This window comes from Streptomyces sp. NBC_00210, assembly GCF_045160975.1.
GTDB lineage: Bacteria > Actinomycetota > Actinomycetes > Streptomycetales > Streptomycetaceae > Streptomyces.
The window spans coordinates 6,134,878-6,148,611 of sequence record NZ_CP108120.1 but is presented as its reverse complement, the minus strand read 5'-3'; the positions used below and the strand labels follow the sequence as shown (position 1 = coordinate 6,148,611).

The following is a 13,734-nucleotide window of genomic DNA, read 5'->3' as shown; positions in this document are numbered from 1 at the left end:
CGTGGTTGTGCGGACACTTCACATCTCGAAGCGGTAGCCCATGCCCGGAGCGGTGATGAGATACCTGGGATGTGAAGGGTCTGCTTCGAGTTTGCGCCTCAGCTGGGCCATGTAGACGCGGAGGTAGTTGGCCTGCGTGCCGTAGGTCGGGCCCCACACCTCCTGCAGGAGGTGCTTCTGGGTGACAAGTCTCCCGCGATTTTGGATGAGGATTTCCAGCAGGTGCCATTCGGTCGGGGTGAGGCGGACGTCGCGCCCGTCACGCTTGACCTTCTTCGCCAGGAGATCGACGGTGAAGTCCTCGGTCGTGACGATCACCGACTCGTCGGTGGGCGTCGCAGTGGCCGTTCGGCGGGATGCGGCCCGCAGCCGGGCCAGGAGCTCGTCCATGCTGAACGGCTTGGTGACGTAGTCGTCGGCGCCCGCGTCGAGTGCTTCGACCTTCTCGTCGGAGGTCCGGCGGGCGGAGACCACCAGGATCGGCACCCGGGTCCAGCCGCGAAGGCCCTTGATCACCTCGGTGCCGTCCATGTCGGGCAGCCCGAGGTCCAGCAGTACGACGTCCGGGCGGCGCGCGGCGGCGAGCCGAAGGGCCGTTTCCCCGTCGGGTGCGGAGTCCACCTCGTACTTGCGTGCTCTCAGATTGATCTCGAGAGCCCGTACGAGCTGCGGTTCGTCCTCCACCACCAGCACCCGGGTCATCGGTGTGCCGCCTTTCTGTGCGCGAGGGTTGTGCGGTCCTGGACCGAGGCGGGAGCCGACGACCCCAGGAGAACCCGGTGGCCTCGGACTCCCGCCTGCTGCCATAACAAGATCACTTCTCGATGAGTTCCTTGAGCGCGATGTTGAGCTGAAGGACGTTCACCGTCGGCTCACCCATGAAACCGAGGATCCGGCCGTCGGTGTTGTCCGCGACGAGCTTGTCGACCTGGGCGACGGAGAGATGGTTCTTCTCCGCGACCCGGTGTACCTGGAGCTTTGCGTACGCCGGGGAGATGCCGGGGTCCAGGCCGGAGCCGGAGGAGGTGACGGCGTCGGCCGGCACGTCCGAGGGCTTGACCTCGTAGGTGGCGGTGGAGTTGTCCGCGATCACGGCGTCCTGGGCGGTGACGACCTGGGCGCAGAGACTGCCTTCCTCCATCTTCTTCGGATCCGTCGGGCAGCGGCCGTCCTTCGCCCCGTTGTCGCCGGACCGGTTGGTCGCGCCGGACAGGATCAGCGAGTACTGCGTGTTGACGCTGTTGGTGCCGAGGCCGTTGGACGGGCGCGGCTGGAACCACTTCAGGTCCGGGACCGCCGCCTCCTCCGCGTCGTTCGGGTCCTTCTTCGGCAGGTCGTACCGCTGCCCGATTAGTGAGGAGCCGACGACCTTGCCGTTCGACTTGATCTCGGAGCCGTTGGCCTTGTCGTTGAACAGGGCCTGCGCGACACCGGTGACGGCGAGGGGATAGAGGATGCCCGTCACCACGGTCAGGACGAGGAGGGCACGGAGCGCCGCCCCGACCAGCCGTGCCGTGCTGCTGACAGAGTTGTTCATGACGTCACCCGATGCCAGGGATGAGGGAGATGAGCAGGTCGATGAGCTTGATGCCGATGAACGGGGCGATCAGGCCGCCCAGGCCGTAGATCCCGATGTTGCGGCGGAGCATCTTGTCCGCGCTGGTCGGCCGGTACTGCACACCCTTCAGGGCGAGCGGCACCAGCGCGATGATGATCAGCGCATTGAAGATCACGGCGGACAGGATCGCCGACTCCGGCGAGGACAGGTTCATGATGTTGAGCTTGTCCAGGCCCGGGTAGACCACCGCGAACATCGCAGGGATGATCGCGAAGTACTTCGCGACGTCGTTGGCGATCGAGAAGGTCGTCAACGCGCCCCGGGTGATGAGGAGTTGCTTGCCGATCTCGACGATCTCGATCAGCTTCGTCGGGTTGGAGTCGAGGTCCACCATGTTCCCGGCCTCCTTGGCGGCCGAGGTACCGGTGTTCATCGCCACACCGACGTCCGCCTGAGCGAGCGCGGGCGCGTCGTTCGTACCGTCACCGGTCATCGCGACGAGCTTGCCGCCGGCCTGCTCGCGCTTGATGAGCGCCATCTTGTCCTCGGGGGTGGCCTCGGCGAGGAAGTCGTCCACGCCCGCCTCCTCCGCGATCGCCTTGGCGGTCAGCGGGTTGTCGCCCGTGATCATGACGGTCTTGATGCCCATGCGGCGCAGCTCGTCGAACCGCTCGCGCATGCCGTCCTTGACGACGTCCTTGAGGTGGATGACACCCAGCACACGGGCGCCCTTATCGTCCTCGACCGCGACCAGCAGCGGAGTGCCGCCGGCCTGAGAGATCGTGTTGGCGGCCCGGTCGGCGTCGTCGGCCACCTGGCCGCCGTGCTCCCTGACCCACGTGAGCACCGAACCGGTCGCGCCCTTGCGGACCTTGCGGGCCTCACCGTTCTCGGAGAGGTCCACCCCGCTCATGCGGGTCTGGGCAGTGAAGGGCACCCACTCCGCATGCTCCAGCTCGCCCTGGTGACGCTCCCGCAGGCCGTACTTCTCCTTCGCCAGGACCACGATGGAACGGCCCTCGGGCGTCTCGTCGGCGAGCGAGGACAGCTGGGCGGCATCCGCCAGCTCGGCCTCGGTGACACCCTGCACCGGTACGAACTCGGCGGCCTGGCGATTACCGAGCGTGATGGTGCCCGTCTTGTCGAGCAGCAGCGTGGAGACGTCACCGGCTGCCTCGACCGCCCGGCCGGACATCGCGAGCACATTGCGCTGCACGAGCCGGTCCATGCCCGCGATGCCGATCGCCGAGAGCAGCGCGCCGATGGTCGTCGGGATCAGGCAGACCAGCAGCGCGACCAGCACGATCATGGTCTGTTCGGCGTGCGCGTACTTCGCGAACGGCTGCAGGGTGACGACTGCGAGCAGGAAGACGATGGTGAGGGACGCGAGCAGGATGTTGAGCGCGATCTCGTTGGGCGTCTTCTGCCGGGCGGCGCCCTCGACCAGGTTGATCATGCGGTCGATGAAGGTCTCGCCCGGCTTCGTCGTGATCTTGATGACGATCCGGTCCGACAGCACCTTCGTACCGCCCGTGACCGCGGACCGGTCGCCGCCCGACTCCCGGATGACCGGAGCGGACTCACCGGTGATGGCCGACTCGTCGACGGAGGCGACACCCTCGACGACGTCACCGTCGCCGGGAATGATGTCACCCGCCTCGCAGACCACCAGGTCCCCGATGCGCAGGTCGGTGCCGGGCACCCGCTCCTCGGTCGTGCCGGTCAGGCGCCGGGCGACCGTGTCCGTCTTGGCCTTGCGCAGGGTGTCCGCCTGCGCCTTGCCGCGGCCTTCGGCCACCGCCTCCGCCAGATTGGCGAAGATCGTGGTCAGCCAGAGCCAGGCGGCGATGGCCCAGCCGAACCAGTCGGTCGGGTCCAGACACGCGAAGATGGTGGTCAGTACGGAGCCGACCAGGACCACGAACATGACCGGGGACTTGATCATGACGCGCGGGTCGAGCTTGCGGACGGCGTCCGGGAAGGACTTGAGCAGCTGCTTGGGGTCGAAGAGACCCCCGCCGACGCGGCCGGGCTCGGTCTTGTGACCGGTCGGTACATCGGAGTGCGGCGCCCGGGTCGGAGTGACAGTGGACATGGAGCCGGGCTCCTCTTGCTTCTTTACGTTGGTGGTCATGACGCCAGCCCTTCGGCGAGCGGACCCAGCGCCAGGGCCGGGAAGTAGGTCAGACCGGTGATGATCAGGATCGTGCCGACCAGCAGCCCGGTGAAGAGCGGCTTGTTGGCCCGCAGGGTGCCGGCGGTCTCCGGGACCGGCTTCTGCTCGGCGAGCGAGCCCGCCAGCGCCAGCACGAACACCATCGGCAGGAACCGGCCGAGCAGCATCGCCAGACCGAGGGTGGTGTTGAACCACTGCGTGTCCGCGTTCAGACCGGCGAAGCCCGAGCCGTTGTTGTTGCCGGCCGAGGTGTAGGCGTAGAGGATCTCGGAGAAGCCGTGCGCACCGCTGTTGGTCATCGAGTCCACCGGGGTCGGCAGCGCCATCGCCGCGGCGGTGAAGCAGAGCACCAGCGCCGGGGTGATGAGGATGTAGCAGGCCGCCAGCTTGATCTCGCGGGTGCCGATCTTCTTGCCGAGGTACTCGGGCGTACGCCCCACCATCAGGCCCGCGATGAACACCGCGATGATCGCCATGATCAGCATGCCGTAGAGACCGGAACCCACCCCACCGGGCGCGATCTCACCCAGCTGCATGCCCAGCAGGTTGAGGCCGCCGCCCAGACCGGTGTTCGACGAGTGGAAGGAGTTGACCGCACCCGTCGAGGTGAGCGTCGTGGAAATCGAGAAGATCGCCGAGGTGCTGATGCCGAAGCGGGTCTCCTTGCCCTCCATCGCCCCGCCCGCGGCCTCGAATGCCGGACCGTGGTGTGCGAACTCCGTCCACATCATGAGCAGCACGAAGCCGAACCAGATGGTGACCATCGTGGCGAGGATCGCGTAACCCTGCTTGATCGAGCCGACCATCCTGCCGAACGTGCGGGTCAGCGCGAACGGGATGAGCAGGATGAGGAAGATCTCGAACAGGTTCGAGAAAGCGTTGGGGTTCTCGAAGGGGTGCGCCGAGTTGGCGTTGAAGTAACCGCCACCGTTGGTGCCGATCTCCTTGATCGCCTCCTGCGAGGCGACCGCGCCACCGTTCCACTGCTGCGAGCCGCCCATGAACTGGCCGACCTCGTGGATCCCGGCGAAGTTCTGGATCGCGCCACAGGCGACAAGTACGATCGCGCCGATCACCGAGAGCGGGATCAGGATGCGGACCGTGCCGCGCACCAGGTCCGCCCAGAAGTTGCCCAGCTCACCGGTCCGCGAGCGGGCGAAGCCCCGCACCAGAGCCACCGCCACCGCGATACCCACCGCGGCGGAGACGAAGTTCTGCACCGCCAGGCCGCCGGTCTGCACGACGTGGCCCATGGCCTGCTCGCCATAGTACGACTGCCAGTTGGTGTTCGACACGAACGACGCGGCGGTGTTGAACGCCTGGTCCGGGTCGATGGAGGAGAAGCCGAGCGAGCCGGGCAGACTGCCCTGCACCCGCTGGAGCAGATAGAGGAACAGGACACTGACCGCGGAGAAGGCGAGGACGCCGCGCAGATAGGCGGGCCAGCGCATCTCGGCATTGGGGTTGGCGCCGATGGCCTTGTAGATCCACTTCTCCACCCGCAGATGCTTCGTGGAGGAGTAGACGCGGGCCATGTAGTCGCCGAGCGGACGGTATGCCAGCGCCAGCGCCGCGATGAGCGCGAGCAGCTGGAGCATACCGGCGAGGAAGGGGCTCATATCTGTGCTCAGAACCTCTCCGGGTACACAAGGGCGAGGACGAGGTAGCCCAGCAGGGCGACGGCCACGATCAGGCCGACGATGTTCTCGGCAGTCACAGCTTTGCCACCCCCTTGGCGATGAAGGCCACCAGCGCGAATACCGCGATCGCGGTGACGACGAAGGCCACGTCGGCCATCGTGAGCTCCTGGAAGAGATTCGGATTGAACGGACCTGACCAGGAAAGCGCCCCGCCGAGCGCATATGCGGTCCGTTGACGGGCCTCTTACGGCCATTGGCGCGCTCTTGACGGAGCTCTTACGCGCTCGGGCCCCGACCACTGGAAATACAGGCCCGTCACACCCCGGAATGGGCCCCGCGGCCCGCCGACGACATCCTTTTCCGGTCATCCGACACAGGGCAGGAGGCCGGAAGACCCAGGAGGTCAGTGCTCCAGCACAGGGCCTGCCGTGTCCAGGGCCGCGCCGGTCTGATCAGCCAGGGTCACAGCGACCAGCCGCGCCTGGAGGGAGGGGACGGCCCCGGGGCCGGGCCGCAGCATGAACCGGCCGCGGTAGTGGCCGTTGCCGAAGACGCGGAGCTCGATCTCACCTTCCGGCCAGCCGCGCCGCTCGACGTCCCAGTGCTTGCGCGCCACGACCATGCCGCCGTCCTGCTCCAGCCGCGGCGGCTGCCCGAGCAGACTGTCGTACTCGAAGCGGCAGCCCCGCAGCTCCAGCACGTCGACGAGCTGCCGCCGCACATGATCGACGACCTTGTCGGGAGAACCGGAGGCCTGCACGAGCTGGGCGGTCTCATGGAGACGGGCCAGCTGACCGGCATCGGTCACCGCGATCACCTGGAGCTTCCGGGCGCGTGCGGCGAGCTGCGACACCACGATGCCCACGACCAGCAGCAGGACGGCCGTCTCGATGTCGTCGGCATCGTTGATGGTGAACTGCTGGTACGGCCGGGTGAGGAAGAAGTCGAACCAGGCGGCCGCCGACAGCGCCGCGAGGGCTCCCGCCGTGCGGTTGCCGATCGCGGCGACCGCCACCACGACCACGACAAGGATCAGTGCCAGGGTCGCGTTCGTCGCGTCATCACGGAAAGGCACCAGGACAGCAGCCACCGCGGGCGGGGCGAGCAGGGCGGCACCCAGCGCGACCGTGTCACGAAGCGGAGTTCTCATGGCCCACCTCGCGTCTTGGGGCTTCAGAACTTCTCCGGGAAGATCAGCGCCGCCACCAGGTACCCGACGAGGCCGACAGCGATGACAAGACCGACTGCATTCTCAGCGCTCACAAGGACAGCGTCCGCCCGGGAACACCGTCCGGGTAAGCCGGACCCGCGGACCTTGACGACTCCCTGACACGAGGACATCACCCCCGCCCGCTCAGGCACGGAACTCGGCCAGCCGCGGGCGCAGACCGAGTACGGTCAGCGCCGCGGCCGCCACGAGAGCGCCGCCGGCCCCGGGCAGCAGGCCGGAGACGGCGCCCCTGCCCTCGCGCACCGATGCCGCGAATTGGGCCCGGTTGATGGCGGTGACCTGGTCGAGTGCGGCCATCCAGGCGCCGAAGTGGGCGTTGGACTTGCCCGGGTCCCAGCTGATGCAGAAGGCGATGGCCTCCTTCTCCTTGCCCTCCGCGATCAGACGGCGGATGGTGCGGTCGTCGCGCTGGTAGACGGCGTACGCCTCGACGGTCCGCTCGGCGGCGGTGCGTTCGCCAGGGAAAGTGATGTTGTCGAGCTCGCGCCGGAACTCTCCGGTGAAACGCAGATCGGCATGGTCGGTGCGGTAGGCGGCCCAAGTCTCGTCCACGCCTGTGTCGTACGTCGCGAGGGTCGCCCCCTCGATGTCGTACAGCTGCTGTGACTTGTCGAGGAAGGACTGCTCGTAGGCGGTCCGCTCCTGCCTGAAGAGGAGGTAGCGGCTTTCGTCGGCGTTCCCGTCGTAGGCGATGGCGCGTGCCCGGGACAGCGCGACGACGGAGTCGAAGGCGTCACGGCGGGCGCCACGCAGATGATCGGACGAGGCGGCAAGTGCCTGGCCGCCCAGGGCGAACGCGAGGAAGGCGCAGAGCGTGCCGGCCAGGAGTGCCGGGTTGAGAATCCGGTGGAACTGCTTCGCGAGATACCACTGCAGTACGACGAGAGCGGCGAGGAGCAGCAGGCCGAGCACGACCGCAGCGATCAGTTCGGCGTTGAGCCGGGAGCGTGCGTCGTCGTACTCGGCTTCGTACGCCTCGTTGTTGGCGGCGATCAACGCCTGTGATTCGGGCCGGATGTGGCTGCCGAGCAGGCGGGTGGCCGACTGGTAGTCGTCCAGGGCCGCGGCCTTGCCGCCCGAGCGGCCGTCGTTCTCCAGTGCGCGACCGATCAGCTCCTGGTAGCGGGCGAAGTTCTCGGTCAGCGCCTCGACGGTGCGCTCGGCCTGCGCGTCGCCCTCGGCGGCGACGGCGAGCGTACGCAGTTCGCGGCTGACCGTGCGACGAGCTGAGTCGTAGAAGCCGGTGGCCTTGTCGTACGGGACCTCCATGCGTCCCGCGCCCGCGTCGCCGCTGGACAGCAGGATGTTGGCGGCCTGCGCGTCCATGTTGTTGAGCGCGAGACCGAGACCGGCGGCGCTGGTGGTGCGCGGGGCGTCGCGTCCCGCAACGGTGTGCCATGTGGCGGAGACAGCGAGCCCAGCCAGGAGCAGCAGCAGCCCGAGCGCGGCCGTGAGCAGCACAATCCCCGTACGTGCCAGACGCAGCCTGGCCGGCAGGGTCGCCCAGCGACGCCGCAGCCGCTGCTTCAGGGCGTCCAGGCGCGGGCGGCCCGGCCGCTGCCTCCCTCGTGGCCGCGGGCCGGGTTGCCCGACCGGTCGTACGGCCGTCGCGTGGCGTGTTCCGGCTTCGGTCCGGGATCCCGCCTCAGGACTCTGCGCGGTACCGGCGGTGATGGTCACACGCCCCTCCAAGCTCACACCACGGACGGTCGTCCGTTCCCCCGTGCGATGAGTCTCAGCCACGCTCCAACACGAATCGGCCTCCCTTGATGCCGCCCTGACGCTATGTCAGTGCTTCTTGATGCGGGCTTGATGCCCCACCGCCCGCGCCTGTCAGAGGGCCGTAAATACCCCTGGGCAAAGGCGAGATGAGGGTTTTGCGGCGGCTAGATTGCCTTTCGGCCGCTGGAACCGCGGACGTCAGTGGAATGACGCGTGTTCGGCGGCGGGTACGCGGCGGCTCCCCGCGTCGCGGCCGCAGTCAGCCTGGTCGACGCCGGGGCGCCCCGGCGTCGACCAGGCCTCAGCGCCTGACGCTTCTCCCCTGCACGCCCCCATCAGAAGGTGTTCGCGATGCTCCCCGCCGCTCCTCAGCAGGCTCCGACAGCACAGGCACCGGATGGAAGTCCGCCACACGCCCACCCGCACCGGAAGCGCTCCGGGCAGGGCGGGTTCTTCGATCCTGTGCAGTTGTTGAAGTCCTTCCCGGAGGCACTGCACAAGCTGCACCCGCGCGCCCTGGTCAAGAACCCCGTGCTGTTCGTCGTCGCCGCCGGATCGGTGCTCACCACGCTCTCCGCGCTCTTCCATCCGTCCGTCTTCACCTGGGTGATCAGCATCTGGCTGTGGCTGACGGTGATCTTCGCCAACCTCGCCGAGGCGGTGGCCGAGGGCCGCGGCAAGGCGCAGGCCGAGTCACTGCGCCGCGCGCGTACGGACACGGTCGCGCTGCGGCTGCGGCACTGGCGCTACGGCACCAACCTGAACAGCGCCGAGACCGAGGCTGTCGCAGCAACCGACCTTCAATTGTTCGACTTCGTCCTCGTCGAGGCGGGCGAGCTGATCCCAGCGGACGGCGATGTCGTCGACGGCATCGCGGCGGTCGACGAGTCCGCCATCACCGGTGAATCGGCCCCCGTCATCCGGGAGTCGGGCGGCGACCGCAGCGGCGTCACGGGCGGCACCACGGTGCTGTCCGACCGGGTCGTCGTACGCGTCACCTCACGCCCCGGGCACTCCTTCCTGGACCGGATGATCGCCCTGGTCGAAGGCGCGCGACGGCAGAAGACACCCAACGAGATCGCGCTCAACATCCTGCTGGCCGCGCTGACCATCGTCTTCGTCCTGGTCGTGGTCACCCTGCAGCCGATGGCCGCGTACGCCAATGCCGCCCAGTCGACCACCGTTCTCGTCGCCCTCCTGGTCACTTTGATCCCCACCACGATCGGCGCGCTGCTCTCCGCCATCGGCATCGCGGGCATGGACCGCCTGGTGCAGCGCAATGTCCTGGCCATGTCCGGCCGGGCGGTCGAAGCCGCGGGCGACGTCAACACCCTCCTCCTCGACAAGACCGGCACCATCACCCTCGGCAATCGCGAGGCCGCCGGCTTCGTACCGCTGCCCGGCGTCGACGAGCTGATCCTCGCCGACGCAGCTCAGCTCTCCTCGCTCGCCGACGGGACTCCGGAGGGGCGCTCCGTCGTCGTACTGGCGAAGGAGAAGTACGGACTGCGGGCCCCGGCCCAGGGCGAGTTGAGCAACGCACAGTTCGTGGAATTCAGCGCCCAGACCCGGATGAGCGGCGTCGATCTGCGGTGGGACAACGGGGCGGCCTGCTTCATCCGCAAAGGCGCAGCCGCCCAGGTGATCAACTGGGTGGAGATGCGCGGCGGTCTCGTCCCGTCCCAGGCGGCCATCTGGGCCGACTCGATCGCCGCGAGCGGTGGTACGCCGCTGCTGGTCGCCGTCCACGACTGGGACGGACCGCGGATGCTCGGCATCATCCATCTCAAGGACGTCGTCAAGGACGGCATCCGCGAACGGTTCGCGGAACTGCGGAGGATGGGCATCCGTACAGTGATGGTCACCGGAGACAATCCGCTGACCGCGAAGGCGATCGCGGAGGAGGCGGGCGTGGACGACTACCTCGCCGAGGCCACCCCCGAGGACAAACTGGCCCTGATCCGGGAGGAGCAGGAGGGCGGCAAGCTCGTCGCCATGACGGGCGACGGTACGAACGACGCCCCCGCGCTCGCCCAGGCGGACGTCGGAGTAGCCATGAACACCGGCACCTCGGCCGCCAAGGAGGCCGGGAACATGGTCGACCTCGACTCCAACCCGACCAAGCTGATCGACATCGTCGAGATCGGCAAGCAACTCCTCATCACCCGCGGTGCGTTGACGACCTTCTCGATCACGAATGATGTCGCGAAGTACTTCGCGATCATCCCGGCGATGTTCGCGGGTGCCTATCCCGGGCTCGAGGCGCTCAATCTCATGGGCCTGCACAGCCCGACGTCCGCGATCACCTCGGCGATCATCTTCAACGCCCTGATCATCGTCGCGCTGATCCCGCTCGCCCTGCGCGGCGTGCGCTACACCCCGGCCTCCGCGCACGACCTGCTGCGCCGCAACCTCGCGGTCTACGGGCTCGGCGGACTCGTACTGCCCTTCGTCGGGATCAAGCTCATCGACCTGCTGATCTCGAACGTGCCCGGATTGGGCTGAAGTTCGTCAGAGGGATGTCAAGGACGGCGCCAGGTCCTTGAGCCGCCGCCGGCAAGCCAGTTGTATGAACAGCGTGAACAGCGAGTGGCTCCTTCTCGACCGGCCGCCTCATCAGGCGTCGCCCCGTCGTGTGCCCCGCTGCCCGGACACGCTCGCCTTCGGCTGACAGCCGTCGGCTGACGCGTAGTCCGTAGCCCCCGGGGCGCCGTGACCTTGTCCGGCGCCCCTTCTTCGTATCCCCACGCCCAGCCTTCTTGGATGGATCATGCCCGGCTCAACCCTTTCCTCCTGCACTGGACAGGGTGCCGGGCGGCCGCGTCGGCAGAGTCGTCAACGTCTCCTCCTCGCTGCACCGCACCGGCTCCATCCAGTGGAGCGACCTCAGTCGCGCACGCCGCTACTCGCGGCTCGCCGCCTACGCCCAGTCGCAGCTGGCGCTCACCGTCTTCGCCGCAGACCCGCGCGTGACGGCCGTCTCCGTCCACCCCGGCATCTGCGAGACCGCGCTGCTGCCGCTGTACGGCCAAAACGGGGCCATCGCCGCCGACGGCGCCTGCCATGTCGTACGGCTCTGCGACCCGGCGGTGGAGATCGTCAACGGCGCGTACTACGAAGGCGACGAGCGGGTCCAGCCCGCTCCCGCCGCCACCGAGGAGCGCGCGATCAAGCGCCTCACCAAGCTCGCCGACGTCCTCGTCGGCCACAGCGCCTGAAGGGACCCCGGAACCAGATGTCGAAGCGCTCCCGCAAGAAGAAGGCCCGCCGCAGGAAGAAGGCGAACCACGGCCGCAAGGCCGGCCAGCGCTAACCCCGGTGGGCGGCCCGCCGCGCCCGATGCCGGTGGCCGCCTGCTCGGCATCTCAGGCCGGAGCCTCAGTCCAGCCGGAACCGGAGCCGGCAGATCACCGCGTCCGTATCCCTGCGCACCGCATGTGCGACGACCGCACCGCGCTGGTTCTGCAGGACCCGCTGCCACAGGTGGGCGGGCTCGACCTCGGGGATCAGCACGGTGATCCGGGCCCCGGGCGCGCACGCCGCCAGCTCCCGTACGTACGCGGCGACCGGGCGGCCCAGAGTGCGGCGGTCCGACGACACCCTCACCAACTCCACACCCGGGTTCCACAGCGCCCAGTCGCGCTCCAGTGCCTCGGTCTGGGCGCGGTCCTCCGCGTCGGGGTGACAGACCGTGACCGCCCGGACCTCGTCGCCCAGCGACACAGCCGCTGTCATGGCCTCGCTGGTGAGGCGGGTCAGGGAGGAGACCGGGACGATGACCAACGAGCGGTCGCGGTGCGGAGGTTCCGGGATACGGCCCACCCCGAGGCGCCCGCCGATCTTCTCGTACGCACGGTGCACCAGCTCGAACGTGACGACCAGCAGCGGCAGCGCGACGACGATCAGCCAGGCGCCGTCGTGGAACTTGGTCGCGGTGACGACGACGGCGGAGATGCCGGTGAGGAGGGCACCGATGCCGTTGAGGAGCGCCTTGCCCGCCCAGCGTGGCCCGCGCAGCTGCCGCCAGTGCAGGACCATGCCGGTCTGCGCGATGGTGAAGCCGACGAAGACGCCGATCGCGAAGAGCGGCACCAGGGTGTTGGTGTCGCCGCCGGAGAAGACCAGCAGCGCGGCGGAGACACCGGCGAGGGTCAGCACACCGTGCCGGTGGACCTGACGGTCCGCCTTCAGCCCGAAGACGTGGGGCAGGTAGTTGTCGCGGGCCAGGAGCTTGAGAAGCACCGGAAGCCCGCCGAAGGAGGTGTTGGCGGAGAGCGCCAGCAGCGTCATGGTCGCGAACTGGATGACGTAGAAATCCCAGTTGTGGCCGAGGGACGCATCGGCGAGCTGTGCGAGGACGGTGACGCCCTCGACCGGCTGCAGCCCGAAACGGGAGATCAGTACGGACAGGCCGATCAGCATCACTCCGAGCAGCGCGCCGAGGGCGACCTCGGCCCGCTGGGCGCGGCGGCCGGCCGGAGCGCGGAAGGACGGGACGGCGTTGGCGATGGCTTCGACGCCGGTCAGCGCCGAGCAGCCGGAGGCGAAGGCCTTCAGCAGGAGCAGCGCGCCAACGGTGGTGGCGTTGTCGGCGAGTACGGAGGCGTGACCGGCGGCCGCCTCGGTCGAGACCGGGGCGTCGCGGAACAGCCCGATGGCGATCAGCACCAGGATCGAACCGATGAACACGACAGTCGGCACGATGAAGGCGCGCGCCGACTCGACGATGCCGCGCAGATTCACCGCTGTGATCAGGACGAGGACCGCGAGGCACAGCCACATCCGGTCGCCGTACAGCTCGGGGAAGGCGGACGTGAGCGCGGCAACGCCGGCGGTGACTGCGACGGCGACGTTGAGGACGTAGTCCAGGACGAGCGATGCGGCCGCGACCAGGCTCGTACGGGCGCCCAGATGCGCCTTGGCGACCGCGTAACTGCCGCCGCCGTCCGGAAAGGCGGCGATCACCTGCCGGTACGAGGCGACCAGCACCGCCAGCAGCGCGGCGATCGCCAGGGTGACGGGGAGCGTGAAGCCGAGCCCGTATCCACCGGCTGCGGCCAGGACCAGGACGATCGCCTCGGGCCCGTACGCGACTGAAGCCATCGCATCGAGCGACAGGGCGGCCAGGCCGGTCAGGGCGGTGAGCCTGTGACGAGCACCCGTATCCGGAGGCTCTTCTGCGCTGGGCGCGACACCGGTCGATGTGGTCATGGCGGACATGCAGTCGGGCTCCTTCGTTCACGTCCGCTCAGGGTGCGCCCCGATCCGACCGGCCACGGCCGTCGCTGGCGCATTCTTGGCGCATTGCGGCGGTGTCTTCACGCGTTCTTGACGACGGCCGTCAGGGGGGCGTCAAGACTGACCGACATCGCGTCAGCGGTGCGTCAATGAACTCGGCGCGGGCCCT

10 protein-coding genes and 1 pseudogene are annotated in these 13,734 nt (G+C 68.5%); 2 read left to right on the top strand and 9 right to left on the bottom strand.

From position 1 onward, the window contains the following. Window positions 1–18: 18 nt before the first annotated feature. From OG729_RS27840 to OG729_RS27805, 8 genes are all read right to left on the bottom strand, one after another. A complete protein-coding gene (locus tag OG729_RS27840; RefSeq protein WP_405808567.1) occupies window positions 19–702 on the bottom strand; it encodes a response regulator in 684 nt (227 codons plus the stop codon). 112 nt (window positions 703–814) lie between these two features. Further along, window positions 815–1,537 carry a potassium-transporting ATPase subunit C gene (locus tag OG729_RS27835; RefSeq protein ID WP_405808566.1) on the bottom strand — a complete coding sequence of 241 codons (723 nt, stop codon included), beginning with the start codon at window positions 1,535–1,537 and terminating at the stop codon, window positions 815–817. 4 nt (window positions 1,538–1,541) lie between these two features. Next, a complete protein-coding gene (gene kdpB / locus OG729_RS27830; RefSeq protein WP_405808565.1) occupies window positions 1,542–3,692 on the bottom strand; it encodes a potassium-transporting ATPase subunit KdpB in 2,151 nt (716 codons plus the stop codon). Then, window positions 3,689–5,353, bottom strand: a complete 1,665-nt coding sequence (kdpA, locus tag OG729_RS27825; protein WP_405808564.1) for a potassium-transporting ATPase subunit KdpA — start codon at window positions 5,351–5,353, stop codon at window positions 3,689–3,691. Before kdpA ends, kdpB (OG729_RS27830) begins: the two co-directional genes overlap by 4 nt. An 8-nt stretch (window positions 5,354–5,361) precedes the next feature. Further along, window positions 5,362–5,451, bottom strand: coding sequence for a K(+)-transporting ATPase subunit F (gene kdpF / locus OG729_RS27820; RefSeq protein ID WP_063801986.1), 90 nt, complete (start codon window positions 5,449–5,451; stop codon window positions 5,362–5,364). A 326-nt stretch (window positions 5,452–5,777) separates the two neighbouring features. Then, window positions 5,778–6,524 (bottom strand): DUF4118 domain-containing protein, encoded by a 747-nt coding sequence (locus tag OG729_RS27815; RefSeq protein ID WP_405808563.1) that lies wholly within the window; start codon window positions 6,522–6,524, stop codon window positions 5,778–5,780. Between the two features lie 23 nt (window positions 6,525–6,547). Next, a complete protein-coding gene (gene kdpF / locus OG729_RS27810; RefSeq protein WP_404727569.1) occupies window positions 6,548–6,637 on the bottom strand; it encodes a K(+)-transporting ATPase subunit F in 90 nt (29 codons plus the stop codon). Window positions 6,638–6,728: 91 nt separating this feature from the next. Beyond that, the gene (locus OG729_RS27805) at window positions 6,729–8,285 is read right to left on the bottom strand and encodes a hypothetical protein (protein WP_405808562.1); all 1,557 of its coding nucleotides are present in this window, start codon (window positions 8,283–8,285) and stop codon (window positions 6,729–6,731) included. A 393-nt stretch (window positions 8,286–8,678) separates the two neighbouring features. Here OG729_RS27805 and kdpB (OG729_RS27800) point away from each other — a divergent pair, with 393 nt between their 5' ends. After that, window positions 8,679–10,832, top strand: coding sequence for a potassium-transporting ATPase subunit KdpB (gene kdpB / locus OG729_RS27800; protein ID WP_405808561.1), 2,154 nt, complete (start codon window positions 8,679–8,681; stop codon window positions 10,830–10,832). A 287-nt stretch (window positions 10,833–11,119) separates the two neighbouring features. Further along, window positions 11,120–11,545: pseudogene (locus OG729_RS27795) on the top strand (short-chain dehydrogenase); the annotation flags it as partial. Window positions 11,546–11,705: 160 nt separating this feature from the next. On the opposite strand, the gene OG729_RS27790 reads toward OG729_RS27795, so the two are convergent. Further along, window positions 11,706–13,547, bottom strand: coding sequence for an APC family permease (locus tag OG729_RS27790; protein WP_405808560.1), 1,842 nt, complete (start codon window positions 13,545–13,547; stop codon window positions 11,706–11,708). Window positions 13,548–13,734 lie beyond the last annotated feature (187 nt).